The sequence below is a fragment of the Streptomyces fradiae ATCC 10745 = DSM 40063 genome (genome assembly GCF_008704425.1).
Taxonomy (GTDB): domain Bacteria; phylum Actinomycetota; class Actinomycetes; order Streptomycetales; family Streptomycetaceae; genus Streptomyces; species Streptomyces fradiae.
The window spans coordinates 2,413,182-2,437,115 of record NZ_CP023696.1; the positions used below are offsets into that span (position 1 = coordinate 2,413,182).

Below are 23,934 nucleotides of genomic sequence, written 5' to 3' on the forward strand. Positions count from 1 at the left end.
AGGCCGCCGGCGCGCCCCGCGGGCGGGGGCGGGAGCCCGGCGGGGGCGGGCGGGCGCCCGACGGCCCGCCCGGCCCGCACGGCGGCGGTACGCGCCGGGTGCTACGGGGTGGCCGAGACCACGACGGTCTTCGCCGCCTTGTCGTGGAGGCCCTGCTTGTACGGCTTGTCCACCAGGATCAGCACGAGGAGGAGCAGCGGCCACAGGCAGGCGCAGCAGATCAGTGTGGGCAGCCACAGCACCACCGCACGGGTGAGCGCGGCACTCACCGGGGGGACGCTGCCGTCGTTGAGCATCGCGACCCGAAGACCCGTCATGCGTTTGCCGAGCGTCTGGCCGTTGCGCTTCGCCGTCATGTAGGTGTCGTAGCCGACGTACGCCGCGATGGAGATGAGCTGGAACAGCCACTGACCGCCGCCGCCGCTCGACACCCAGATGTCGTTGAAGTCGCCGGTCTCGTCGCCCACCCGGTCGTAGACGCCGAAGGGGATGCCGAGGAGCCCCAGCGGCACGGCGATGATCAGCCAGTCGACGACGCGCGCGAGCACGCGCTTGCCGGAGTCGGCCAGCGGCGGCATCCCGCTGAGCGGGTCGGTGCCGCCGGGGCCGTAGGGGCCGCCGCCCCCGTAGGGACCACCCCCGTACGGGCCACCGCCCCCGTACGGGCCGCCCCCGTAAGGGCCGCCCGGGCCCGGCGGTTCGGCGCCGTACGGGCCGCCGGGACCGGGCGCGCCCCCCGCGCCGGGCGGGGCGCCGGGAGGGGGCCCCTCACCGCCGGGCGGCGGCGGAGGCGGAGGAGTACCGCCGCCCTCCGGATGGCGCGGCGGTTCCTGCGGGCGCTTGCGGAACGGGTCGTCGTCGGGCGGCGGGCCGGGCGTGGGCGGTTCGTTGCTCATGGGGGCAGTGCATCCCGGCCCGCCGACGCCCGCATCCCGTCATGTGCCGTTCGGGGGACGGCGTCAGCGCCCCGCCACGAAGGTGCCAGCCGCCTTGTCGTGCCAGCACTGCCGCCACGGCCGGTCGAACAGGCACCACAGGACGCCCAGCACGCCGACCCCGGCCAGGCCCAGCACCCCGTACACGAGCCAGCGGCGCAGGGCCGCGCCGAACGACGGCGGCTCGTGCGACTCGATGCCCCGCACCTCCGTGCCGCACAGCTGCTTGCCGAGCGTACGGCCCCACTTGGCGGTCGGCACCGCCTCGTAGAGCACGCCGAGGACCAGCAGGATGCCGAGCGCGATCCCGAACTGGACGGACGTCGTGCCGTCCACCAGCCACACGGTGACCGTCTCGCCGGACCGTTCTGCCTGCTCGATCTTGCCGGTGATGTGGTCGACGGCGCTCCGTACGAAGGGCGTGGCCGCCGCGCCCGCCAGCGCGCCCAGCACGAGGGTGTCCACCAGCCGGGCGGCGAACCTCCTGCCGAGCCCGGCCGGACGGGCGGCGGCCCGCTCCTGGGCGGCGCGCAGGAACGGGTCGCTGACCGGCGGCTTCCACGGGACGACCGGCTGCGCCTCCGCCGCGGGGTCGGCCGGCCCGGCGCCGGGACCCGGCTGCGGCAGGGTCGGCGCCGGTACGGGGGCGGGCTGGGCCAGCTGGTGGACCTGCTGGGCCCAGGAGGCGGCCTGCCCGCCGGGCCCGCCGGCCGCCGGCGCGGCATGCGCCGGGGCGGCGCCCTGCGGTGGGACGAGGTGCGCGGGGGGCGGCTGGGGCGAGGGGTGGGGCTGGAGCGGTGCGTGCGACTCCACGGGGGCCGTCGGAGCCAGGACCTGGCCGTGGCCCTGGGCCTGCGGGGCCGGGGCCGGGGCCGGGGCGGGCTGGGCTCCGGCCGGAGGGTGCTGGGGCGCGTGGGGCTGGGGCCCGTGGTGCTCCGGAGCGGAGGGGCCGCCCGACGGGCCGTACGCCGCGCGCGGCTGGACCTGGGGGCCCTGCGTCTGCGGGCCCGGCTGGGAGCGGGGGCCGTGCGGGTCCGCTCCGTCCGGCCCGCCGGGCGCCCGAACGTCCGCGGTGCCCTCGGGGCCGGGGCCCTCGGGGCCGGGGCGCCGTTCCGGTCCGGGTTCCGCCTGACGGGCCGCCGGGAGGGCCGCGCCCGCCGGGCCGCCGGCGGCCGGGACCCGCGGATCGGCCTGACCGGGCGTGCCCCAGGCCACGTCCGGGCCCCCGCCCACGCCGCGCTGGCGGGAGAGGTCCGCCTGCCAGGCGGACGCCGGCTCGGGCGCCCCGCCCGTGGCCGCCCCGCCCGTGGCCGCCCCGCCCGTGGCCGCCCCGCCCGTGGCCGCCCCGCCTTCCGCCCCGCCTTCCGCCTCGGCTCCCGGTCCGGGCTCGGACGCGATGCCCGGCTCCTCGTCGAGGAACACGGGACCGGTCTCCTCCACGGCCGGGACGGGCGCGGGCGCGCCGGTGCGCGGGGATGCCGCGGGGGCCGGCGGGCCCGGTTCGGCCTCGCCCTCGCCGGGCGCCGGACGGCTCGTGCCGGGCACCCACGCGGCACCGTTCCAGTACCGGATGTAGCCGGGAATGGAGGGGTCCGGGTAGTACCCGGCTTCGGGGCTGCCGTCACCGGTGGCCGGGGTGGGGGCGCTCATCACCGTGGTCCCGTATCTCCTCGAGGGCCTTGACTCAAGGCACCACATCTACCAGACCGCCGGACCCGCCAGGGGCGGTCCGCCGCAGACGCCCCCCATCCGGTCACACGACCGTCACGGAAAGTAGTGGGGATTCGTTGGTGAAAGTCGCGTCATGACGGCGCGGGAAGCCGCTCTCTCCTTGCGGGCGGGCCCGCGCCGGGCCCCTGCCGACCGGCGAGAGAGAGGAAGGGCCATGGAGGAGACCATCGTGGAACGGGAGCTGGAGATGCGGTTGGTGCTGTCCGCCGAGCAGAGCGTGCCCGTACCGGCGCGGCTGACCTACCGGACGGGCGACCCGTACGCGGTCCACGTCGCCTTCCACATCGGCTCCGAGCACCCGGTGTACTGGACGTTCGCGCGGGAGCTGCTGGTGGAGGGGGTGTTCCGGCCCTGCGGCCACGGGGACGTGCGGATCTGGCCGTCGAAGGCGGACGGGCGGAACGTGGTGCTGATGGCCCTGACCTCCCCGAACGGGGACGCCCTGCTGGAGGCGCCGTCGTCGCAGGTGTCGGCGTGGCTGGAGCGGACGCTGCGGGTCGTGGTGCCGGGCACGGAGCGGGAGCTGCTCGGCATCGACGACGGCCTGGCCGCGCTGCTCTCGGCGGAGGCGTGAGTCAGGGTGCCGGGGTGGGGCCGGGAGCGGGGGGTGGGTGCGGGCCGGGGGCGGGTGCAGGCCGGGGGGCGGGGGCGGGCTGGGGGGCGGGGGCGGGCTGGGGGCGGGCTGGGTCAGAACAGCTTGCCCGGGTTGAGGAGGTTCAGCGGGTCGAAGGTCCTCTTGATGCCCCGTTGCAGTTCGAGGCCGACCGGGCCCAGCTCGCGGGCGAGCCACTCCTTCTTGAGCAGGCCGACGCCGTGCTCGCCGGTGATGGTGCCGCCCAGCTCCAGGCCCAGCGCCATGATGGCGTCGAACGACTCGCGGGCGCGCCGGGCCTCGTCGGCGTCGGCGGGGTCGAAGCAGACCACGGGGTGGGTGTTCCCGTCGCCCGCGTGGGCGCAGACGCCGATGGTGAGCCCGTACGTCCGCGCGATGGCGGCCGTCCCGTCGAGCATGTCGGCGAGCCGGGAACGGGGCACGCACACGTCGTCGATCATCGTGGCGGGGGCGAGGGTCTCCAGGGCCGGCAGGGACATCCGGCGCGCCTGGAGCAGCAGTTCGGACTCGGCCGGGTCGTCGGCGGGGACGACCTGGGTGGCGCCGGCGGCGGTGCACAGCTCGCCCACGGCGGCCAGGTCGGCGGCGGGCTCCGGGGTGTCGAACGCCACCAGCAGGAGCGCGGCGGTCGTATGGGGCAGGCCCATGTGCCCGAGGCGGTCCACCGCCCGGACGGTGGTGCGGTCCATCAGTTCGAGCAGCGAGGGCGTATGGCCGCGCTCCATGATGGCGCAGACGGCGGCACACGCCTCGGCGGTGGAGGCGAACTCGGCGGCGAGCACGAGCCCGGCCGGCGGCTTGGGCCTGAGCGCGAGGACGGCGCGGACGACGATGCCGAGGGTGCCCTCGGAGCCGACGAACAGCCGGGTCAGGTCGTATCCGGCGACGCCCTTGGCGGTGCGGCGGCCGGTGGTCAGCAGCCGCCCGTCGGCGAGGACGACGTCGAGGCCGAGGACGTACTCGGCGGTGACCCCGTACTTGACGCAGCACAGGCCGCCGGAGGCGGTGCCGATGTTGCCGCCGATGGTGCAGGTCTCCCAGCTCGAGGGGTCCGGCGGGTAGTACAGGCCGTGCTCGGCGACCGCGCGGGAGAGCGCGGCGTTGACCACGCCGGGTTCGACGACGGCGGTCCGGTCGACGGGGTTGACCTCCAGGATGCGGTCCATCCTGACCAGGGACAGCACGATGCACCCGTCGGTGGCGTTGGCCGCGCCCGACAGCCCGGTGCGGGCGCCCTGCGGCACGACGGGGACGCGCAGCGCGGTGGCCGTGCGCATCACGTGCCGCACCTGGTCCACGGTGCGGGGCAGCACCACGACGGCCGGGGTGCCGGCCGGGCAGAGGCCCGCCATGTCCGCGGCGTACGAGGGCGTCACGTCGGGGTCGGTGATGAGGGCCTCGGCGGGGAGGCCGGCGCGCAGCCGGCGCAGCAGCTCGTCCATGATCCCAGCGTGGCACCCGGGGCCATCGGTGTGAACCGGGCGTGTACGGGCCGGGCGCGCCGGGACCGCCCCGCCGGGCGCACGCACAGTGAGCGGCATGAGCGGTGTGAAGAAGGAACGGTTCTTTGGGGGGTTGCGGGCCCTCGGGGGCTTGCGGGGCCTCAGGTGCCCGGGGCGCCCGAGGGGCTCGGGGGGCCCGAGGGGCTCGGGGCGCCCGAGGGGCTCGGCAGGCTTGCGACGTATGCGGGGCTTGCGGCGCATGGGGGGTGTGCTGCGCGTGCGGGGCTCCGCCCGCGAGGCGCGGGGCTCGGCCTGGGAGGCGCGGGGCTCGGCCTGGGAGGCGCGGGGCTCCGCCCGCGACGTGCGCGGCCCGGCCCGGGAGGGTGGGGGCTCCGCACGGAAGACGCGGGGCTTTCGGGTCTCCCGCCTGGGCGTGCTCGCCGCGGTGGGCGCGGTGCTGGTCGGCACGGTGCTGGCGGGCGCGTCGCTGGGCCTGTTCCCGCCCGGCGGGCCGGAGGCACCTCCGGGCGGGGTGCGGGCCGGTGGCGCGGGCGTGCCGGAGGGCCTGGCGGGTCCCGCCGCGCGGGCGGCGGCCGGGGTGGAGGCGGGCGCCGGGGCCTCGCCGCGGGACCTCGCGGCGCTGATCGCCGACCGGGAGGCGTGGCTGCGCGGACACCCGGACGACCACCTGTCGTGGGCGGTGCTGGGCACGGCGTACGCGGAGCGCGGGGCGCGGGCCGGCGCCCCGGCGGCGTACCCGGCGGCGGAGCGGGCGCTGCGGCGCTCCCTGGAGGCCCGCCCCGCCGCGGAGGGCAACACCGCGGCGGTGCTCGGCATGGGCGAGCTGGCGCTGGCCCGCGGCGACTTCGCGGCCGTGCGGCGCTGGGCGGAGGAGGCGCGGCGGCGGCAGCCCGGGGCGTGGCGGGCCGAGGCGCTGCTGGTCGACGCGCACCGGGGGCTCGGCGACGACGCGGCGGCCGGGAAGGCGCTGGAGCGGCTGCGGAAGCTGCGCCCCACCGGTGCGGCGGCGCTGGCCCGCGTGGTGGAGCTGTACCGGGACCGGGGGTGGCGGGAGGACGCCGCGGCCGTCGCGCACGACGCGGTCGCGCGGGCGCGGACGCCCGCCGAACGGGCGGCGGCGCTGCGGCGGCTGGGCGACCTGGCGTGGGAGCGGGGGTACGCGCGCGAGGCGCTGGGGCGGTACGAGGCGGCGCTGCGGGCCGTGCCCGGTAACGCCCCTGCGCTGGCGGGCCGGGCGAGGGCGCTGGCCGCGCTGGACCGGGCGGAGGAGGCGCTGGCGGTGTACGCGGCGGCCTGGAAGGCCCGGCCGCTGCCGGAGTACGCCCTGGAGGCGGGCGACCTGTACGCCGCGCTGGAGCGGCCCGCCAAGGCGCGGGAGCGGTACGGCGCGGCGGCGGTCGCGGCGGAGCGGGCGGCCGCGCACGGGGTGAACCAGGCGCTCGCGGTGGGGCGCTACGAGGCCGGGCACGGCGACCCCGGACGGGCGGTGGAGGTGCTGCGGGCCGAGTGGCGGCGGGGGCACCGGTCGGCGGACACGGCGGACGCGCTGGGCTGGGCGCTGCTGCGGGCCGGCGAGGCGCGGGAGGCGCTGCCGTACGTCCGGGCGGCGACGGAGCGGGGCGTGCGCAGCGCCCTGTTCGCGTACCACCGGGGCGAGGTGGAGCGGGCGCTGGGCCGGGAGGGCGCGGCGCGGCGGCACCTGGAGGAGGCGCTGCGGATCAACCCGCACTTCTCGCCGCTGTACGCCCCGGCGGCGCGGCGGTCCTTGGCGGAGCTGGGCGAGCCGTCGGCGGGCCCGCCGGAGGGGTGAGGGCGGGGGCGGGGGGGCGGGACCGCCGGGCCGGGGCGGAACCGGGCCGGGGCGCCTGCCGGCCGGTCGGGGGCGCGGCGGCACGGGGGCCACGGGACGGGCGGGGTCGCGGCGAGGCCGGGCGGGGCGGCTGAGGCGCCCGAGCCGGGCCGAGGCGGCCGGGCCGGGGCCGGGAACGGCCTGCGGCCCCGCGGGTCAGGGGCCGCGGGGCCGCAAGTGCCGGGGGCCGCAGGTGCGGCCGGCGGTGCCGGGTACCGGGCCCGGGGAAGGACCCGGCCGGCCCGGACGGCCTACAGGTTGCCGCGCTTGGCCTGCTCGCGCTCGATCGCCTCGAACAGGGCCTTGAAGTTGCCCTTGCCGAAGCCCATCGACCCGTGGCGCTCGATCAGCTCGAAGAAGACGGTCGGGCGGTCCTGGACCGGCTTGGTGAAGATCTGCAGCAGGTAGCCGTCCTCGTCGCGGTCGGCGAGGATCTTCAGCTCGCGCAGGGTGTCGACCGGGACGCGGGTGTCGCCGACCCACTCGCCGAGCGTGTCGTAGTACGAGTCGGGGGTGTCGAGGAACTGGACGCCCGCCGCCCGCATGGTGCGCACGGTGGCGACGATGTCGTTGGTGGCGAGCGCGATGTGCTGGACGCCGGCGCCGCCGTAGAACTCCAGGTACTCGTCGATCTGCGACTTCTTCTTCGCGATCGCGGGCTCGTTGATCGGGAACTTCACCTTGAGGGTGCCGTCCGCGACGACCTTCGACATGAGCGCGGAGTACTCGGTGGCGATGTCGTCGCCCACGAACTCCTTCATGTTGGTGAAGCCCATGACCTTGTTGTAGAAGGCCACCCACTCGTTCATCCGGCCCAGCTCGACGTTGCCCACGCAGTGGTCGATGGCCTGGAAGGTGCGCTTGGCGGGCGGCTCGACCATCGGGGACGCGGCGACGTAGCCGGGCAGGTACGGGCCGGTGTAGCCGGAGCGGTCGACCAGCGTGTGGCGGGTCTTGCCGTACGTGGCGATGGCGGCGAGGACGACGGTGCCGTGCTCGTCCTCGACCTCGTAGGGCTCCTCGACGCCGGTGGCGCCGTGCTCCACCGCGTACGCGTACGCCTTGCGGGCGTCGGGGACCTCGATGGCGAGGTCGATGACGCCGTCGCCGTGCTCCGCGACGTGGTCCGCGAGGAAGCGGCCGCGGTCGGTGGACGGCTTGATGACGGAGGTCAGCACGAAGCGGGCGGCGCCGTTCGTCAGGACGTAACTGGCGGTCTCGCGGCTGCCGTTCTCCGGTCCGGAGTAGGCGACGAGCTTCATGCCGAAGGCCGTGGAGTAGTAGTGCGCGGCCTGCTTGGCGTTGCCGACGGCGAAGACGACCGCGTCCATGCCCTTCACCGGGAAGGGGTCGTCCTGCCGGGCGGTTCCGGGGGTGTCATGCAGGGTCTCAGTCATGGCGGCAGGTTCTCTCCGTTCCACAAGCTGCGCAATACTTCGTACTTCCTCTGGTCAATGTGCACAGCGGGGCCCCAGGATGGTCGGGCGATCTGTACAGGATGACCACTGGGAGGCGGCCGTGGCGATCGATCATCTGGACGGCAGGCTCATCGCCCTGCTCGCGCGCGAGCCGAGGATCGGGGTGCTGGAGGCGTCGAGGCGGCTCGGGGTGGCCCGCGGGACGGTGCAGGCGCGGCTGGACCGGCTCCAGTCGAACGGCGTCATCCGGGGCTTCGGACCGGAGGTGGACCCGGCCGCGCTGGGGTACCCCGTGACCGCGTTCGCGACGCTGGAGATCAAGCAGGGGCAGGGCGCGGACGTACGGGAGCACCTGGCGGGCGTGCCGGAGGTGCTGGAGCTGCACACGACGACCGGCCACGGCGACATGCTGTGCCGCCTGGTGGCCCGCTCCAACGCGGACCTCCAGCGGGTGATCGACCGGGTGGTGGGCTTCGAGGGGATCGTCCGCGCGTCCACGGCGATCGTGATGGAGAACCCGGTACCGCTGCGGATCATCCCGCTGGTCGAGCAGGCCGCCGCGGACGGCGACCTGCGACGGGGCTAGCCCGCCGGACGCAGGTGCCGCTACGGGGTGTACGAGGCTGCACGGGCGGGGCACGAGCCGACCGCCGGGGGTCAGCAGGAAGGGACGCGGGCCCCGTCCCCGAGCGCCTTCAGGGAGGCGACGGCGTCCTTCAGGGTCGTCACCGGGATGAGCCGCAGCCCCTCGGGGCGGGCCGCGCGGGCGTCGTCGCACTCCGCCTTCGGCACGAGGAAGACGGTCGCCCCGTCACGCGCCGCGGCCTGCGTCTTGAGGGACACGCCGCCGACCGCGCCGACCGCCCCGTCGGGGGTGATCGTCCCCGTGCCGGCGACGACCTTGCCGCCGGTCAGGTCGCCGCCCTCGCCGTCGCCCGCCAGCTTGTCGACGATGCCGAGCGAGAACAGCAGACCGGCGCTGGGTCCCCCGACGTCGGCGAGGTGCAGGGTCACCCGGACGTCCTCCGCGCTGTCGCCGAGGTAGCCGAGCGCCGCGTCCACGGCGTTCTGCTGCGACAGGCGCATCTGGCCGAGGTTGCGCTTCTCGATCTCCCGGTCCGTCTTGCCGACCGGGTAGACGGAGTCGTGCGGCAGCACGGCCCGGTCGGTGCGGAACCACGCCTCGGCCACGTCGTCCAGCCGGACGTCGGTGCGGGGCGCGGTGGCCACGATGGTGGTCATCCGCAGCTCCCCCGTGGTCTCGCGGACGGGCGCGCCGGAGATGGTGATCACCTGCCGCCCCTTGTCCACCCCGAGGACGTCGGCCGTGGAACCGGGCAGCGCGATCGTGAACGGCAGCGGCGCGAAGGCGGCCACCGCGAGGAGGGCCAGCACGGGCACGGCGCACAGCAGCAGCGTGCGGGGCAGCGAGAGACGGGAGAGGCGGGAGAGCACGCCCCGACTCTAGCGGCCCGGCCCCACCGGCCCGGCTCGATCAGCCCGGCCCCACCGGCCCGACCGGATCAGCCCGGCCCCACCGGCCCCACCGGCCCGGCTCGATCAGCCCGGCCCCACCGGCCCGGCCTCAGCGCAGGGCGTCGGCGACCTCGCGGGCGGCGTCGACCACGCGCGGCCCCACCCGCTCCGGCACGGCGTCGCTCAGCATCACCACGCCGACGCTCCCCTCGATGCCGGTCACCCCGAGCAGCGGCGCCGCCGCCCCGCTGGCGCCCGCCTCCAGTTCACCGTGGGTGAGGGTGTACGCGGGGTCGGGCGCCCCGCCCGCCTGCCGGGCCTGCAGGATGGCCCGCCCCGCCGCGCCCCGGTCCAGCGGGTGGCGGAAACCGGCGCGGTACGCCACGTGGTAGTCCGTCCACGTCGGTTCGACCACGGCGACGGCCAGCGCCTCGGCGCCGTCCACGAGGGTGAGGTGCGCCGTCGCCCCGATGTCCTCGGCGAGCGAGCGCAGCGCGGGCAGCGCGGCCTCCCGCACGAGCGGGTGGACCTGGCGGCTCAGCCGGAGCACGCCGAGCCCGACACGGGCCCGGCCGCCCAGGTCGCGCCGTACCAGCGCGTGCTGCTCGAGCGTGGCGAGCAGGCGGTAGACGACCGTGCGGTTGACGCCGAGCCGGTGGGACAGCTCGGTGACGGTCAACCCGTGGTCGGTGTCGGCGAGCAGCTTGAGGACGCGCAGTCCCCGGTCGAGCGTCTGGGAGGTTTCCGCGGTCACGACGCCCCCTCCTTCGGAGTGAGTGACGGCGGACACTCTCAACGCGGAGGCGGCGCCCGTCCCGTTGGGCGTCGCACCGAGAGGCCGCCGGCAGGCCATGGCACACCGGCTGCGCTCCGCGGCGGCGCTGCCACGGGGCGTTTGCATGTGCCCGGACAGTAACCACCCGATCCGCTCAGCGGAAGACCTCGTCCAGAATCCGGGCGCGGATGGGGAGTTGATCCGGGAATGCCCCCTTTCTCACGCCGCGGGGGTGAAGCCGTACCCAAAACCCCCGAAGCGGCGCGGAAACGCCCCGGAGCCGCACCCCCGAACGGGGAGGCTCCGGGGCGCACACCCCGTACCCGGCGAATCCCCCACCACACCGCGGCACCGCGCACCGGCACGCCGGGCGCGCCGGCCCGCTGGGCACGGTCGTGACGCCGAGCGCGGCGCGCCCACCCCTCCCGGCACACCGGGCACCGCCCGTACCGCCCCGCCTCAACCGCCCCGACCCAGGGGCGCGACCTCAAGCGCAGTCTGAAGCACGCGGTCTCAAGCGCGCGGTCTCAAGCACGCGGTCTCAAGCGCGCGGCCTCAAGCACGCGGTCTCAAGGCCCCGTTTCCGGCGGCGCACCCGCGGCCGACCGCCCAGCCGCCCCGCCTCGGGTGCCCCGCCTCCGGCTCAGCGCATGCGGGTGGCCCACTCCTGGACCTTCTTGATCCGCTCCCGGATCTGCCCGGCCGTCGCCTCCGCGCTCGGCGGGCCGCCGCACACCCGGCGCAGCTCGGTGTGGATCACCCCGTGCGGTTTGCCGCTCTGGTGGACGTACGCGCCCACCATCGTGTTGAGCTGCTTGCGCAGCTCCATCAGCTCCTTGTGGGAGACGACCGGCCGCCGCTCCGCGGGCAGTTCGAGGAGGTCGGCCTCCTCGGCGGGCTTCTGGCGGCTGTGGGCGATCTGCCGGGCCTGCCGCTTCTGCAGCAGCAACTGCACCTGGTCGGGCTCCAGGAGGCCGGGGATGCCGAGGTAGTCCTGCTCCTCCTGGCTGCCGGGGTGGGCCTGCATGCCGAACTCGGCGCCGTTGTACATCACCCGGTCGAAGACGGCGTCGGACTCCAGCGCCTCGAAGGGCAGCATGTCCTGCTCGCCGGTGTCCTCGTCCTGCTCCCTGTTCGCCTCGTCCAGTTCCTTCTCGGACTCGGCGTACGGGTCCTCCTCGCCCTCCTTCTTCGGCCGGTCGAGGACGTGGTCGCGCTCGACCTCCATCTCGTTGGCGAAGCCCATGAGCATGGGGATGGTCGGCAGGAAGACGGACGCGGTCTCGCCGCGCCTGCGGGACCGCACGAAACGCCCGACGGCCTGCGCGAAGAACAGCGGCGTCGAGATCGTCGTCGCGTACACGCCGACGGCGAGGCGCGGTACGTCGACGCCCTCGGACACCATGCGGACCGCGACCATCCACCGGTCGTCGCCCTCGCTGAACTCGTCGATCCGCTTCGAGGCGCCCACGTCGTCGGAGAGGACGAGCGTCGCCCCGTGCCCGGTGATCTCGCGGATGAGCTTGGCGTACGCGCGCGCCGACTCCTGGTCGGAGGCGATGACGAGTGCGCCGGCGTCCGGGATGGCCTTGCGGACCTCGGTGAGGCGCTGGTCGGCGGCGCGCAGCACGTTCGGCATCCAGTCGCCGCGCGGATCGAGCGCCGTGCGCCAGGCCTGCGAGACGGCGTCCTTGGTCATCGGCTCGCCGAGCCGGGCGGCGACCTCGTCCCCGGCCTTGGTGCGCCAGCGCATGTTGCCGCTGTAGCTGAGGAAGATCACGGGGCGGACGACGTTGTCGGCGAGGGCGTTGCCGTAGCCGTACGTGTAGTCGGCGGCCGACCGCCGGATGCCGTCGTTGCCCTCCTCGTAGGTGACGAAGGGGATCGGGTTGGTGTCGGACCGGAAGGGCGTACCGGTCAGCGCGAGCCGCCGCGTCGCCGGCTCGAACGCCTCCAGGCACGCCTCGCCCCACGACTTGGAGTCGCCCGCGTGGTGGATCTCGTCCAGGATCACCAGGGTCTTGCGCTGCTCGACGCGGTTGCGGTGCAGCATCGGGCGGACGCCGACGCCCGCGTACGTGACGGCGACGCCCTGGTACTCCTTGCTCAGCGGGCCCGCGCTGTACTCCGGGTCCAGCTTGATCCCGATCCGCGCCGCGGCGGCGGCCCACTGCTTCTTCAGGTGCTCGGTCGGGGCGACCACGGTCACCTGCTGCACGATGTGGTGGTGCAGCAGCCAGGAGGCGAGGGTCAGCGCGAAGGTGGTCTTGCCGGCGCCGGGGGTGGCGACGGCCAGGAAGTCCCGCGGCTGCTCCTGGATGTACTTGTCCATGGCCGCCTGCTGCCAGGCGCGCAGCTTGTTCGCCGTGCCCCAGGGGGCGCGGCCGGGGAAGGCGGGAGAGAGGTGATGGGAGGCGGTAGTAGTCACGGTCTCCGATTCGGTGCTCTCGGGCGGGCGCGGGGGGCGCGCGGGGGTGCGCGCGCCACGACAACCGGGCCACCCTACCGGGGGCCCGGCGCCCACCCGGGCGGAACGAGGCCGTGACCTCGGGGACTGCGACGGGGGTCACACCGCGCCCGGCGGCGACCCCCGGCGCCCTGCTCAGCGCACCGCGAACCGCGGGAGCTGCGCCGCGATCTTCGGCACGTCGAGGGCGCCCTGGCAGACGTCCAGGACGAACCGCTCGGCCTCGTCCACGTCGAACGCCCCGTCCAGGGGATGGCCGTTCACATGCAGGAAGACCCAGGTCGCGTACCAGGCGAGGGGCTTGTTGCCGTCGACGAGCCCGTGGGTGCGGGCGATCGACTCCATGAGGGCGGCGGCCTTCTGCCAGACGTCGGGGTAGGCGTCCTGGCCGAAGACGCTGGACCGGGGCCGGGCGAGCGCGGAGTCCAGAAGGCCGTAGTCGCGCACGTCGGGGGTGCCGAGCCGCTCGGCGAGGTTGAGCAGCTCGGGCAGGGTGAGGTAGCGCATCAGGCGAGCCTCCGGTTGAGCTCCTCACTGACCTTGAGGACGTGCTCGGCGGCTTCGTCGAACAGCCGCGAGTGCTCGTTGACGGACCGCATGACGGCGTCGTGCGCGAAAGCCTGCATGCTGCGGCCCTCCGCTTCGGCGCGCTCGCGCAGCGCGGTCAGCTCTTCCTCGGAGAACCTCACGTTCAGACCAGCCATGACCAACGGCACCGCGCGGTACCACATGGTGTCACCGCCCCGGCGGAGCCGCCCGCACCCGGGACGCCACCCACGCCCCCAGCAGCGCGACCCCCGCCATCGGGAGGAACACGGCCGCGAACGCCGCCGGGTGCGAGGCGGCCGCCCCCGCGACCGCCGCGCCGTGGCCGCCGCCCACGGAGCCGCCGCCCAGGGCGGCGAAGGCCGCGCCGCCCGCCGCGAGGAGCAGCACGTTCGCCAGGCCGTCGGAGATCTGGAGCGCCGCCGAGTTGGTCCCGGCCTCCTCCGGCGCGGACAGCTTCAGCAGCATCACGCTCGTGGAGGCGATCACCATGCCCATGCCGAGGCACCCGAAGCCCCACGCCACGGCCACCACCCACACCGGCACCCACGGCAGCAGCACGGTCGGCGCCCCCGCGATGGCCGCCGCGACCAGCACCATCCCGAGCACCATCAGCCGCTCCCGGTACGGCTCCACGCGCGGACGCGACTGGATGAAGGAGCCCAGCGCCCACGTCGCCCCGCCCGCCGCGAGCGACAGCCCCGCGAGCGTCGGGCTCAGCCCCCGCTGCGTGACCAGCATCAGCGGCACGAACGACTCGGCGGAGATGAACGCGCCCGCGGCGACGCCCCGCAGCAGCACCACGGACGGCAGCCCGCGCGCCGCCCGGTACGTACCGCGCGGCAGCAGCCCCAGCACGGCCGGTACGAGCAGCGCGAAGCCGACGGCCGCGGGCAGCAGCGACAGCCAGCGCAGGTCCTGGCCCGCGTACTGGAGGAGCCCGGCGCCCACCGAGATCGCCAGCGCCAGCCGCAGCCGCCGCCGGTCGAAGGCCGCGGCCGGCGCGCCCGGCTCGGCGGGCCCGGAGGCCCGGCGCCGGATCGCCGGGAGGGCGAGCACCAGGGGCGGCACCACGAGCGCCGGTATGCCGAGGAACACCCACCGCCAGCCCAGCCGCTCGGTCACCGTCCCGGCCGCGAGCGGCCCCACGATCGACGGAATCACCCAGCTCGCCGCGAACGCCGCCATGATCGCGGGCCGCAGCCGCTCCTCGTACGCCCGGCTGACCACCACGTACAGCGCGACGATCACCAGCCCGCCGCCCAGGCCCTGCACGGCCCGCCCGGCGATGAACAGCCACATCGTGCCCGCCGTCCCCGACAGCAGCAGCCCCGCGCCGAACGCCGCGATCCCGGACGCCAGGGCACCGAGCGGCCCGCTGCGGTCGGCCCACTGCCCGGCCAGCACCATGCCGAAGAGGCTGGTCGTGAAGTACGCCGAGAAGGCGAACGCGTACAGCGGCACGCCGTCCAGCTCCCGCGCCGCGACCGGCATCGCCGTGCCGACGGCGGTCGCCTCGAACGCGATCAGCAGCACCACGGAGACGATGCCGATGCTGAGCGCCCGGTGCTCCCGGTCCATCACACCGCCGCCGCCCTTCTCGGGGGCGGCGGGGTGGGGGGCTGCGGCGGCTGCGGTGCCGGGGGGTTCCAAGGCGCTCATGACCTCCAGGGTAAGAGGCATGGACCGGTTTGACTCCTGTAATTCGGCCGGGCCCCGCTCAGCCCTTGGCCGTACGACCAGGGGCGGTACCGGACGCCGTACGCGCCCGTGCCGACGCCGTACGGCCCGGCACCGGCCGCCCGCGCGACCCCCTGCCCACGCGCCGTACGGCCGGGGGCGGTACCGATGGCGCAGGCCCTCGGCGGGCCCCCGGCCGGGGGCCCGCACCGGGGCAGGTCCACGGGCTCAGGAACGCGCGCCCGCTCCTTCCCCCGCGCCCTCGAACGCGTCCCGCAGGGCCCGCACGTCGAGCTTCTTCATGCCCATCATGGCCTCGGCGGCGCGCCGGGACTTCGCGGGGTCGGGGTCGCGCATCATGTCCTCCAGGACGCGCGGGGTGATCTGCCAGGACAGCCCGTACCTGTCCTTGAGCCACCCGCAGGGCCCCTCCTCGCCGCCCTCGGAGAGCCGTGACCAGAAGTAGTCGACCTCCTCCTGGTCCTCGCACCCCACCGACAGCGAGATCGCCTCGCTGAAGGTGAACTCGGGTCCGCCGTTCATCGCCACGTAGCGCTGCCCGGCGAGCTCGAACTCGACGGTCATGACCGATCCCGCCGGCATCGGCGTGCCCTCGGGGTAGCGGTCGACCCTCACGATGCGCGAGTCCTCGAAGATCGAGGTGTAGTACGCGGCCGCCTCCTCCGCCTGGCCGTCGAACCAGAGGTACGGCGTGATCTTCTGCTGCATGTCGGGCTCCTTCCCTTCCGTCCGCCTACACACGAGTAGACCGGCGGAAGCCCCGGAACTCATCGCCCACTACGCCGGACGCCGCAACGATCAGCCGCGGGAGGTGTCGCCCTCCGCCGGCGCGGCGACGAACGATCCCTGGCCGAGGACGGTGTAGAGCCGGCCCTCGGTACGCAGGGCGGCCACGGCCTTCTGCACCGTGGAGGGAGCGACGTCCAGCTCCGCCGCGAGATCGACGACGGCCGGGAACCGCGCACCCGCCGCATACACGCCTGCGTCGATCCGGCGACGCAGTTCGTCCGCGATCTTGGGCCACACGGGCCTGCTCCGGTCGAGATCCATACGCCCTCCCAGGGTGTGACGACGAACGTGACCCACGCACGGTTCCGCCCGCTACCGGGCTCGACCCCCCGCACCGACCGGGGCGTCAGTAGGGCAGCCCGAGCCCACTCTCACGCCCCGGAGGCGTCAGGCAGCTTCTCCACCACGAACGATCCCCTCGCCCGTACGGTCACGACCAGCTTCCGCTCGCGCAGGATGTCGAGCGCCCGGCGCACCGTGTTGGAGCCGACGCCGTACTCCTGGGAGAGCAGCATCTCTCCGGGCAGCCGAGTGCCGAGCGCGAACTCGCCGCTTCTGATCTTGCGCTCCAGAATGTTCGCGAGCTGCTCGTAGTGATAGGCGGCCGCACTGGGGTTGATCTTCTCCGTCACGGAAGCGAACGTAAACGTCCAGCAACAGCCGCGCATCATCAACAACTGTCAACCACTGCCTACCGCTGCCGACAACTGTCGTCAGCGGCTAGCGTGAGTGCACATCAAAGCCCCGGCGAGTCGGCCAGGACTCCCGGGGCATGGCCACCAACCCGATGGAGGTTGACGACGGTGAGCATTATCCCCGCACTCGCGCGCTTGCTGCTGGGCGTACTCGCCCCCGGCTCGGGACGCAGGCGGGCCGGCGCGGGCCCGTTCCCCGCCACCGCCTTCCCCACCGACACCCGGCGGGAGGCCCCTCGCACCCGCCTCCCGCGACTCCGCTCCCCCTACGGGCTGCCCGAACCGCTCGACGGCGACGCCTCCGCGCTCGTCCGCCCCTACCTCCTCGCGCACGAACGCCAGGAGGCCCAGGCCCGGCGGAGGCTCACCCTCGTCCTCGCGGCCGACTTCGGCATCGACCTGGACACACGGCTCCTGCACGGAGCGACGCGATGAGCGCGGCCCGAAAGCCGGTCCGGATGTGCGTGCGGTGCGCCCGGATCACGGACGACCCGGTGGTGGTGTCCGAGGTCCATCAGGCCACCGGCCCCGGCTTCAACGTGTACGCGTGCTCCACGTGCGCACCGCACTTCCCCCCGGTCCCCGACGTACTCGACCTCCTGGAGGAGGCGCTGGCGTCCCGACGCACGACGGAGGAGATCACCGCGGACTCGAGGGCGTCCGGCCGAACCCAGGAGTGCGAGTCCGGCGAGCACGACGAGTGCACCCCCATGGAGGTCTACGAGTCCGACGACCCAGCCCCCGACGAGCTCCCGTTCTTCTCCATCACCTGCACCTGCCACAGCGCCTGACCGGAGGCGGGGCCTTCCTCCCATGTCCCGGAAGGAAGGCCCCGCCAGCTCCACGTCGTTCCCGCTCACCTCTTGCCCGGCTGCACCACCGGCTCACCCTGAAGGGGCTCGTTCTCGCACCCCAGCGCCTTCACCGCCTTCTGCGCCATCAGGTACGCCAGAGTGACGTGCCGTACGTCCATGGCTTCCCGGGACTCACCCGGGCCCTCCGCGGTGAATGCGGCGCGTCCCACCAAATGCAGTTGACGGGACTTCATTCGGTTGTCTCCCGGCATGAAGCACGGGAAGGTGACCTCGGACCGAATCTCGTTGACCTGCGCCGGAACACCGTTCACCACGTAATCAGTCGCGTCCCTCAGGTCACGCTTCCGCGATTCACTCCGGGAAATCCATTGAAAGCTGATCCGCACCGAACGATCCCCCTCCGCCGCATGACGCTGGAAGAGGCACACGTCGGTGGGCAGCGCACCTTCCTCGGCCGTCCACTCCCGCAAACCGTCCTCCATTCGCTGCACCAATCGGGAAGGCACCGCGAAGATCGTCGTTTCAACCTCGCTGTGGCCGAGCGTCTTCCTCACCGCGTCACCCGCGGGAGAACCGACCGAAACGTCACAGAGCAGATCTGACGCTAGCCCCTCTTCCTCGCCACTCGTGCCGCACGAGGACCCGAGCAGGCATGCCAAGGCAACGAATGTCGCCCATTTACCCACACGGCTCAGGAAACGGCCATCAAAGGTGCGCTGCAGCGGCATCCCGCCCCGATGCGAATCCCTCGTTCGCTTCATCCTTCGCAGAACTGAAGGCCCCGTCATCAGCGATCCCCCTACCTGCGCCCCACTTGTCCACCAATCTATTGGTGCCTTCCGAACCCGCCGCATAATTCTTGCTGGAGTCACGCTTTTCTTCGCCTTCCGCCATGGCGGTGACGTCCTTGATCCATTCGTACTTGACGCTGTCGATGAGCGCGCCGCCCACGGTACCGACGATCGGGATCTCGCCGATCAGGCCGTTTGCGCCGGTCGCCGTGTACTCGGCCGTATCCTCCGCCCATTCGATCTTGTCGTCCATCTTGCCCTTGTACACGTCGGCGCCGACTCCGTTGAGCGCGCCCATCGCCGCACCCATCTCCCGGGCCCGATGGTCCCAGTCGGCGCTACTGCCGTGCACCTTGTCACCAGGGAAGTCCGGCGCCTTGGCGAGTTGTTCAGCCGAGTACGCCCGCTCCGCTTCGTAGAGAAGGGCGTAGGAAGGTCCGTCGTCCGCGATCCCCCGCATGACGCGGACGAGGCTTCCCTGACCCACGGCGATCTGCGCCTTGTCGCCGGAGCCGTGAACGGAGTCGCTGCCCGCCACGCCTCCGAGGTCGGACTCCTGCCCGCCCAGGATCTGGTGGGTGTCCGCCACGTAGTCCGCGAGCGCCCTGGCCATGGGCTGGCGGAGGTTCTCCAGGTGCTCGGGGAACTCGTCGCCGCCCGCGTCCTTGTCCAGGAAGCGGATGGCGTGGTGCATCACCCGGGCCTGGCCCTCGGTGTGCGGGCCGGGAGGGCCGAGTTTCTCGCCGGGTTCGTGGCCCGTGGCGGCGGCCTGGATGGCGGCGCCCAGACCCGACGCCTGGGACGGATCGTGCATCTCGCGCGGCGCGTCGGGCAGCGTCGCCATGTACGAGGTGCTCCACTCGCGTTTGGTGAGCAGGTACTCGAGGTGGCCGTTCTCGTTGCCCTTCGCCTGCGGGTCGAGGAAGTACTCCGCGGCGGCCGGGTCCTTGCTCATGGTCTGGAGCAGGCTCTCCAGAGGGTCGGTCACCAGGTTGGGGCGCTCCATGTCGTAGGCGTGATCCCAGATGCGGGGGTTGTCCGTCTCCGTGGCGATGATCGCAGCGCCCATGTCGTTGAGGAACTGCTTGCCGTACCCCTCCCCGTGGGACATCAGCGTCGCGAGCGCCTGGTAGCCGCGCAGGGGGGTGGACCCGCCCCACGAGTCGTCGCCGAAGGACTTGAGGCCGTCGACGAACGGGCGGTACGCGTACCCGGTCGGGTCCTTGGTGCCGGACGCGATGGTCGCGGCGAGGCCGGCGTTGACGGACTCGTACAGCTTCCGGTCCGCTGCCGACACTCCGCGCTCGTGGGCCGCCAGGTTCATCTGGTCGGACAGCAGCACGGTCTCCTTGCCTCCGAGGGAGTGGAGAAGCGCCTCGCTGAAGTGCTTGTCGTGGGAGTGGTGGCGCAGGAGGTCCCTGAACTCCGCCAGCTCCCGCGGTGTCGCCTCCCCCGCCCTGACCTTCTCGGCGAGGCCGGCGGCAGCGGCCGCCTCGACATCACCGACCGCCCTGCCGTTGAAGCCGAGCGGTGAGGTGCCGTCCGGTGCCGTCTCGCTGACGAGGGCGCGCTTCACGTACGCGTCGAAGTCGTCGACCGCCTTGACCGCGTTGGTGATGTTCCTCGTGTAGGACTGCTCGACCTCGCGGAGGTCGGGCTGGTGGCGGACGCTGTGGGCCGTGGCGGCGTCGACCTTGCCGAAGTCGTAGGACGCGACGCCGCCCTCCGAGACCTTCATTCCGGCGGCGACGGCGTCGGCCACCGCCGACCTGAGCTGCCCCTGCAACCGCACGAAGGTGCTGTGCGCGTCCCGGAGAAGGGACTCCATCGCGAGGGCTTCGCGCTGCGCCGCGGCGTACTCCTGGCGGGTGACCCCCAGGGGCTTGAGGGAGGCGTTGGCGCTCTCGCCGCGCCAGTCCGTTCCGACGGAGAGGCTCTTCACGCCGTCGGCGAAGACGCCCTCCAGCTTCTTGAACCTGGCGGCGGTGGTCTTCCAGGCGTCCGCGGCACCGGCCAAGGCGGAGAAGTCCATGTCCAGGATCTGCTGATACGTCGGCACGCGGGTCTCCTCACAGTCCCGACAGGTTCGACGGCGGTCGCCGCAGGGTCTGGCCCACGTCCAGGTCCGTGTTGACCAACTGGTTCGCGGCGCCGCGCAGTTGTGTCTTGTGGGAGGCGAGCCGCCCCTGGAGGCGCTTGGCCTTGCCCTCCCACCTCTCGTGGGACTTCTTCAGGCCGGCGGCGGTGTCCCAGCCGGCGAACGCCTTCGCGGCGGTGCTCATGGCGCCGTCCGCGATGTCCCCCGCCGCGCATGTCGGGCCCTCGAGTTCGGTCTCGATGGTGTTGGCGAACTTCCGCTTTCTCGCCGGCGCGGTCTTCAGGTCGGGCGCCGCCCCGCCGCCTCCCGCCTCGGGTGCCAACTGGTTGAGCCGCATGCTCGTCTGGCGCTCCAGCGCCGTCCTCTTGAGACCGCTCCACTCTTCCTCGAACGACATCTGTCCCCCTTTGCGTCCCCCGCGGGGCTCACCCTAGGGGCGGGTCGAGCCCCCGCCCGCGGGTTTCACGGCCGGCGGGCGTGGCGCCGGCTTCGGGTTGACCGAAACGCTCCGGTCGCAGGCTCGATCGGCGCGTGTCGGCCGCCACGACCCGGGGGCGGCTCCTCGCGCGGGCCGCGTCCTGCGACGGGACGGGACGGGTGCGGGCCCCTCCGGTGCTGCCGGGTGTCTATGAGTACGCGTACTCAGAGCCGTATGCGCCCACCGTCGATACTGTGGCGCGGAAGCACCGCCGGGCCGTAGGACAGACCCATCCGTGGAGGGGCGTCGATGTCGTGGGACGAGTGGGAACAGCTCAAGACCGCAGCCGCTGAACGCCGGTCGACTCGGACGCAGCTCAACCAGCTGCCGGCCGAGGACCCGTTCGGTGGCGGAGGCGGCGGCCCCTCCGGGGAGCTGCGGACCCAGCGGAGGGCCTGGACGCAGGCGGGCGAGGGCGTCAGCGGTCTGAAGGGCGACATCGGCAAGGGCCTGAAGAGCCTGGAGGACGGGCAGGCGGGGGTGGCGGACACGTCCGGGTGCGCGTCGGCGGCGGCCCAGAAGGAGGTGTACGACTCCTGGAAGGCGTACCTCGGCAAGGTGAGCGGGCGGTGCGGGACGCTGGGCGGGCTGCTGGAGCGGGCCGGGCGCGATCTGACGATGACCGACCAGGCGATCGGCGAGGAGATCGCCAAGGCCAAGGTCCAGTACGCCGACACCGAGGCCGTCGGCGGCCAGGCGAAGGGCAGGTGACCGGCGGCCATGGACCTGGGGACTCTGCGCACGTTCAAGCCGGCCTCGTTCGAGGACGCCGCCGACGGCTACCGCGCCGCGGGCGAGATGGCCGGGAAGGCCAAGGACAGCGTCGACATCCGGATCGCCTCCGGCATCCGCGCGCGACTCGACGGTGAGGCGGCGACCGCTGCACTGGCCGAGCTGAAGGAGCTGGCGGAGAACTTCCACTACGCGCAGACCGAGTGCGCCCTGGTGAGCACCGCGCTGAACGGCTTCGCGCACGACATGGCCGCGGCCAAGCGGAAGCTGGAGGCGGCCGAGGCGGACGCGCGGGCGGCCGGCTGCACGGTGCACCCCGACGGCTCGGTCGGCTACCCCGCGGGCGGCCAGGAGGTCGACGGGAAGGTCCCCGAGGGCGGCACGGTCAGGGGCTCGGGCGGCCCCACCTCCCCCCTGGCCGACGCGCTCTACCGCCAGGCGGCCAACGCCCACCCGAACCCCAACTACGGCAAGGCCCTGGAGTTCGCCAACCGGGTCGCCGACGCCGTGAAGGAGGCCGCCGACGCCGACGCCAAGTGGGCGCCGAAGCTGCGCGCGCTGAAGGCCGACGACGACCTGACCGTCTCCGACCGGGACTGGACGGACGCGCAGTCCGACACGAGCGGGGTCCACGACGCGGGCAAGGGCTACCTCGACTCCCTCCCCCACCCCCCGAAGGACGGCAGCCCCAAGGACAACGCCGCCTGGTGGGACGGGCTCACCCCCGAGGAGCGCACGGCGTGGCTCTCGCTGGAGCCGGCCGCCGTGGGGAGGCTCGACGGGCTGCCCTCCGCCGTGCGCGACGACGCCAACCGCGTCGTCTTCGACGAGCGGTACGCCCAGTACCGGCTGGAACTGGCCTCGATCCCCAAGCCCCCCGCCAACGAGTGGACGTGGATCGTCGCGGGCCGGTACCCGGCCAAGGTGCACACCGACGAGTGGATGGAGTGGCACCGGCAGTACGGCGATCGCTACGAGCAGCTCACCAAGTCCCTCAAGGGCATGGACAGGATCCAGCAGCGCTTCGACCAGACCGGGAAGCAGGGTCTTCCCGAGGCCTACCTCCTGGGATTCAGTCCCGACGGAAACGGCCGGGCGATCATCGCCAACGGAAACCCGGACACAGCCGCCCACCAGGCCGTCTACGTACCGGGTACGACGGCGAGACTGGAGAGCATCGGCGGCGATATCGACCGGATGGTCCGCGTATGGCGTACGGCCCAGGACGAAGCCGACGGCAAAGCGGTTTCCACCATCACATGGCTCGGATACGACGCGCCCCAGGACATCGTCAAGGACGCTCCCTTCCGTCACTACGCGGACGACGGCGCACCGGCCCTCAACAGGTTTCTCGATGGCCTGGAGACATCGCACGCCGGCGACTCGGGGACACACCGCACGGTGATCGGTCACTCATACGGAACGACCCTCGTCGGCTCCGCGGCGGACCACGGCACGCTGAACGCGGATGACGTGATCACCGTAGGAAGCCCTGGCGTCACCGTCGCCACGGCCGAGGAGCTGGATGTTCCTCGGGGACATGTCTGGAATCAGGAGGCGGACGGTGACGTCGTCCCGGACATCGGCCGATGGGGACATGGCGGGAACAGGTGGAGACACTATGCGGTGGTCCCCAGCGACGCATCGTTCGGTGCCAACCAGATGGCCACGGACACCGAAGGTCACAGCGGATACTGGGACGAAGGCTCCGAGAGCCTGGTGAATCAGGCCCTGGTCGTGGCCGGACGGTACGACAAGGTGCAACTGGACTAGTCGGTGAACCCGCGGACGCAAGGCCACTGGAGCAACCACCGTACTGTGCCGGTCGACTAAGCGAGGCTTCTCAGCGTGAACACCAGACTGGGCGCATGGACGCTCCCCGTCTTCATCCTTCTGACCACTCTCACCGGATGCGGCATGAACCAAGAACCGAACGACATCCCCTCTGCCGGCACCAGCACGTCCAGCGCCGCCTCCGATGAACTGGAGAAGGTGTCCAACGAGATCTACAAGATGATCGCCGTCAAGGGGGAGGCGTCCGACAGTCACGCGGGCGTCATGGACTGCGCGGGTAAGGATCGGGAGCAGTACTTCCGGGTCTTCCATCCGTGGAGCTTCTACCCCGCCTCACCGGATCAGCTCGACGAGGCGATGAAGCACCTCAAGCAGGAGCTGCCGAAGCACGGGTGGAAGATCGTCCAATACGGCCCTGATCGCAGTCGGAACAAGAACCTCACCCTCACGGCCGACAACGACGAGCGGAAGTCGAGTGTCAAGATCACCCAGGACGCGAAGAACGACCGCCCGAAACTGAGTCTGATGCTCATCTCGGGCTGCTACCAGATCCCGGCCGGCCAGGAGATCGAGCGGTTCTGAGCCGAAGGGCAGGCACCCTGGTGCCGCTGGTCCACCAGACCAACGATGCCGGGGCGCCAGTTCGGCGGGCCCGCTCTTCGGGGGCGATGCCCCGGAGGGCCCGGCGTACGGGTCGGCCGGACGTCCCGCACGCCCCCGCGTCGAGGCGACGCCCGACGGGGGCGTGCGGGGCCGGTCTGACGCCGG

Annotated in this window: 24 protein-coding genes; 8 read left to right on the plus strand and 16 right to left on the minus strand. The window is 73.4% G+C overall.

Annotated features, from left to right (window positions below; all coding sequences use genetic code 11):
- Nucleotides 1–101: 101 nt before the first annotated feature.
- Nucleotides 102–896 (minus strand): RDD family protein, encoded by a 795-nt coding sequence (locus CP974_RS10740; protein ID WP_031136834.1) that lies wholly within the window; start codon nt 894–896, stop codon nt 102–104.
- Between the two features lie 63 nt (nt 897–959).
- Nucleotides 960–2,585, minus strand: coding sequence for an RDD family protein (locus tag CP974_RS10745; protein WP_031136832.1), 1,626 nt, complete (start codon nt 2,583–2,585; stop codon nt 960–962).
- Between the two features lie 235 nt (nt 2,586–2,820).
- Here CP974_RS10745 and CP974_RS10750 point away from each other — a divergent pair, with 235 nt between their 5' ends.
- A complete protein-coding gene (locus CP974_RS10750) occupies nt 2,821–3,240 on the plus strand; it encodes an SsgA family sporulation/cell division regulator (protein WP_037939944.1) in 420 nt (139 codons plus the stop codon).
- A 113-nt stretch (nt 3,241–3,353) separates the two neighbouring features.
- Here CP974_RS10750 and CP974_RS10760 read toward each other — a convergent pair whose 3' ends face one another.
- Complete coding sequence (locus CP974_RS10760; RefSeq protein WP_031136837.1) at nt 3,354–4,721, minus strand: FAD-binding oxidoreductase; 1,368 nt, start codon at nt 4,719–4,721, stop codon at nt 3,354–3,356.
- A gap of 241 nt (nt 4,722–4,962) precedes the next feature.
- On the opposite strand from CP974_RS10760, the gene CP974_RS10765 reads away from it, so the two are divergent.
- A complete protein-coding gene (locus CP974_RS10765) occupies nt 4,963–6,552 on the plus strand; it encodes a tetratricopeptide repeat protein (RefSeq protein ID WP_223844587.1) in 1,590 nt (529 codons plus the stop codon).
- Between the two features lie 290 nt (nt 6,553–6,842).
- On the opposite strand, the gene hppD is transcribed toward CP974_RS10765, so the two are convergent.
- Nucleotides 6,843–7,988, minus strand: coding sequence for a 4-hydroxyphenylpyruvate dioxygenase (gene hppD / locus CP974_RS10770; protein ID WP_031131110.1), 1,146 nt, complete (start codon nt 7,986–7,988; stop codon nt 6,843–6,845).
- Between the two features lie 121 nt (nt 7,989–8,109).
- On the opposite strand from hppD, the gene CP974_RS10775 reads away from it, so the two are divergent.
- Nucleotides 8,110–8,595 carry an Lrp/AsnC family transcriptional regulator gene (locus CP974_RS10775; RefSeq protein ID WP_031131112.1) on the plus strand — a complete coding sequence of 162 codons (486 nt, stop codon included), beginning with the start codon at nt 8,110–8,112 and terminating at the stop codon, nt 8,593–8,595.
- Between the two features lie 71 nt (nt 8,596–8,666).
- Here the strand turns inward: CP974_RS10775 and CP974_RS10780 are convergent, their stop codons facing one another.
- The 9 genes from CP974_RS10780 to CP974_RS10820 all read right to left on the minus strand — a co-directional run bounded on the left by CP974_RS10780 (nt 8,667) and on the right by CP974_RS10820 (nt 16,395).
- Nucleotides 8,667–9,464 (minus strand): S16 family serine protease, encoded by a 798-nt coding sequence (locus CP974_RS10780; RefSeq protein ID WP_031131114.1) that lies wholly within the window; start codon nt 9,462–9,464, stop codon nt 8,667–8,669.
- Between the two features lie 130 nt (nt 9,465–9,594).
- Complete coding sequence (locus tag CP974_RS10785) at nt 9,595–10,239, minus strand: IclR family transcriptional regulator (RefSeq protein WP_031131116.1); 645 nt, start codon at nt 10,237–10,239, stop codon at nt 9,595–9,597.
- 664 nt (nt 10,240–10,903) lie between these two features.
- A complete protein-coding gene (locus tag CP974_RS10790) occupies nt 10,904–12,688 on the minus strand; it encodes a DEAD/DEAH box helicase (protein ID WP_078915563.1) in 1,785 nt (594 codons plus the stop codon).
- Between the two features lie 174 nt (nt 12,689–12,862).
- The gene (locus CP974_RS10795; RefSeq protein WP_031131120.1) at nt 12,863–13,234 is read right to left on the minus strand and encodes a type II toxin-antitoxin system death-on-curing family toxin; all 372 of its coding nucleotides are present in this window, start codon (nt 13,232–13,234) and stop codon (nt 12,863–12,865) included.
- The gene (locus CP974_RS10800; RefSeq protein ID WP_031131122.1) at nt 13,234–13,431 is read right to left on the minus strand and encodes an Arc family DNA-binding protein; all 198 of its coding nucleotides are present in this window, start codon (nt 13,429–13,431) and stop codon (nt 13,234–13,236) included. Before CP974_RS10800 ends, CP974_RS10795 begins: the two co-directional genes overlap by 1 nt.
- A 31-nt stretch (nt 13,432–13,462) precedes the next feature.
- A complete protein-coding gene (locus CP974_RS10805; RefSeq protein WP_031131125.1) occupies nt 13,463–14,935 on the minus strand; it encodes an MFS transporter in 1,473 nt (490 codons plus the stop codon).
- 246 nt (nt 14,936–15,181) lie between these two features.
- The gene (locus CP974_RS10810; RefSeq protein ID WP_031131127.1) at nt 15,182–15,682 is read right to left on the minus strand and encodes a VOC family protein; all 501 of its coding nucleotides are present in this window, start codon (nt 15,680–15,682) and stop codon (nt 15,182–15,184) included.
- 90 nt (nt 15,683–15,772) lie between these two features.
- A complete protein-coding gene (locus CP974_RS10815) occupies nt 15,773–16,024 on the minus strand; it encodes a GntR family transcriptional regulator (protein ID WP_031131129.1) in 252 nt (83 codons plus the stop codon).
- Nucleotides 16,025–16,134: 110 nt separating this feature from the next.
- Nucleotides 16,135–16,395: a GntR family transcriptional regulator gene (locus CP974_RS10820; RefSeq protein WP_031131131.1), complete on the minus strand. Its 261-nt coding sequence runs from the start codon at nt 16,393–16,395 to the stop codon at nt 16,135–16,137.
- A gap of 171 nt (nt 16,396–16,566) precedes the next feature.
- Between CP974_RS10820 and CP974_RS10825 the strand changes: the two genes are divergently transcribed.
- Both CP974_RS10825 and CP974_RS10830 read left to right on the plus strand, forming a co-directional pair.
- Nucleotides 16,567–16,893: a hypothetical protein gene (locus CP974_RS10825; RefSeq protein ID WP_031131133.1), complete on the plus strand. Its 327-nt coding sequence runs from the start codon at nt 16,567–16,569 to the stop codon at nt 16,891–16,893.
- Nucleotides 16,890–17,249: a hypothetical protein gene (locus CP974_RS10830; RefSeq protein ID WP_037937727.1), complete on the plus strand. Its 360-nt coding sequence runs from the start codon at nt 16,890–16,892 to the stop codon at nt 17,247–17,249. The genes CP974_RS10825 and CP974_RS10830 overlap by 4 nt, the downstream gene beginning before the upstream one ends.
- Before the next feature lie 65 nt (nt 17,250–17,314).
- Here CP974_RS10830 and CP974_RS10835 read toward each other — a convergent pair whose 3' ends face one another.
- The 3 genes from CP974_RS10835 to CP974_RS10845 are packed head-to-tail and all read right to left on the minus strand — an operon-like array spanning nt 17,315 to nt 20,559.
- Nucleotides 17,315–18,001: a hypothetical protein gene (locus tag CP974_RS10835; protein WP_031131135.1), complete on the minus strand. Its 687-nt coding sequence runs from the start codon at nt 17,999–18,001 to the stop codon at nt 17,315–17,317.
- Nucleotides 17,979–20,123: a hypothetical protein gene (locus tag CP974_RS10840; RefSeq protein WP_031131137.1), complete on the minus strand. Its 2,145-nt coding sequence runs from the start codon at nt 20,121–20,123 to the stop codon at nt 17,979–17,981. The genes CP974_RS10835 and CP974_RS10840 overlap by 23 nt, the downstream gene beginning before the upstream one ends.
- A gap of 10 nt (nt 20,124–20,133) precedes the next feature.
- Nucleotides 20,134–20,559, minus strand: a complete 426-nt coding sequence (locus tag CP974_RS10845) for a hypothetical protein (RefSeq protein ID WP_031131139.1) — start codon at nt 20,557–20,559, stop codon at nt 20,134–20,136.
- 330 nt (nt 20,560–20,889) lie between these two features.
- On the opposite strand from CP974_RS10845, the gene CP974_RS10850 reads away from it, so the two are divergent.
- The 3 genes from CP974_RS10850 to CP974_RS10860 all read left to right on the plus strand — a co-directional run bounded on the left by CP974_RS10850 (nt 20,890) and on the right by CP974_RS10860 (nt 23,748).
- Nucleotides 20,890–21,351: a hypothetical protein gene (locus CP974_RS10850; RefSeq protein WP_031131141.1), complete on the plus strand. Its 462-nt coding sequence runs from the start codon at nt 20,890–20,892 to the stop codon at nt 21,349–21,351.
- A gap of 9 nt (nt 21,352–21,360) precedes the next feature.
- Nucleotides 21,361–23,145: an alpha/beta hydrolase gene (locus tag CP974_RS10855; RefSeq protein ID WP_031131143.1), complete on the plus strand. Its 1,785-nt coding sequence runs from the start codon at nt 21,361–21,363 to the stop codon at nt 23,143–23,145.
- 144 nt (nt 23,146–23,289) lie between these two features.
- Nucleotides 23,290–23,748 (plus strand): hypothetical protein, encoded by a 459-nt coding sequence (locus CP974_RS10860; protein WP_223844588.1) that lies wholly within the window; start codon nt 23,290–23,292, stop codon nt 23,746–23,748.
- Nucleotides 23,749–23,934 lie beyond the last annotated feature (186 nt).

Excerpts from the sequence above, each read along its gene's own strand:
- CP974_RS10765 (WP_223844587.1), top strand. The coding sequence starts at position 4,963 with ATGCGGGGCTTGCGGCGCATGGGGGGTGTGCTGCGCGTGCGGGGCTCC.
- CP974_RS10830 (WP_037937727.1), top strand. The coding sequence starts at position 16,890 with ATGAGCGCGGCCCGAAAGCCGGTCCGGATGTGCGTGCGGTGCGCCCGG.
- CP974_RS10855 (WP_031131143.1), top strand. The coding sequence starts at position 21,361 with ATGGACCTGGGGACTCTGCGCACGTTCAAGCCGGCCTCGTTCGAGGAC.
- CP974_RS10745 (WP_031136832.1), bottom strand. The coding sequence starts at position 2,585 with ATGAGCGCCCCCACCCCGGCCACCGGTGACGGCAGCCCCGAAGCCGGG.
- CP974_RS10845 (WP_031131139.1), bottom strand. The coding sequence starts at position 20,559 with ATGTCGTTCGAGGAAGAGTGGAGCGGTCTCAAGAGGACGGCGCTGGAG.
- CP974_RS10800 (WP_031131122.1), bottom strand. The coding sequence starts at position 13,431 with ATGGCTGGTCTGAACGTGAGGTTCTCCGAGGAAGAGCTGACCGCGCTG.
- CP974_RS10815 (WP_031131129.1), bottom strand. The coding sequence starts at position 16,024 with ATGGATCTCGACCGGAGCAGGCCCGTGTGGCCCAAGATCGCGGACGAA.
- CP974_RS10805 (WP_031131125.1), bottom strand. The coding sequence starts at position 14,935 with ATGAGCGCCTTGGAACCCCCCGGCACCGCAGCCGCCGCAGCCCCCCAC.
- CP974_RS10810 (WP_031131127.1), bottom strand. The coding sequence starts at position 15,682 with ATGCAGCAGAAGATCACGCCGTACCTCTGGTTCGACGGCCAGGCGGAG.
- hppD (WP_031131110.1), bottom strand. The coding sequence starts at position 7,988 with ATGACTGAGACCCTGCATGACACCCCCGGAACCGCCCGGCAGGACGAC.
- CP974_RS10750 (WP_037939944.1), top strand. The coding sequence starts at position 2,821 with ATGGAGGAGACCATCGTGGAACGGGAGCTGGAGATGCGGTTGGTGCTG.
- CP974_RS10860 (WP_223844588.1), top strand. The coding sequence starts at position 23,290 with ATGAACCAAGAACCGAACGACATCCCCTCTGCCGGCACCAGCACGTCC.
- CP974_RS10835 (WP_031131135.1), bottom strand. The coding sequence starts at position 18,001 with ATGCCGCTGCAGCGCACCTTTGATGGCCGTTTCCTGAGCCGTGTGGGT.
- CP974_RS10850 (WP_031131141.1), top strand. The coding sequence starts at position 20,890 with ATGTCGTGGGACGAGTGGGAACAGCTCAAGACCGCAGCCGCTGAACGC.
- CP974_RS10760 (WP_031136837.1), bottom strand. The coding sequence starts at position 4,721 with ATGGACGAGCTGCTGCGCCGGCTGCGCGCCGGCCTCCCCGCCGAGGCC.
- CP974_RS10795 (WP_031131120.1), bottom strand. The coding sequence starts at position 13,234 with ATGCGCTACCTCACCCTGCCCGAGCTGCTCAACCTCGCCGAGCGGCTC.
- CP974_RS10740 (WP_031136834.1), bottom strand. The coding sequence starts at position 896 with ATGAGCAACGAACCGCCCACGCCCGGCCCGCCGCCCGACGACGACCCG.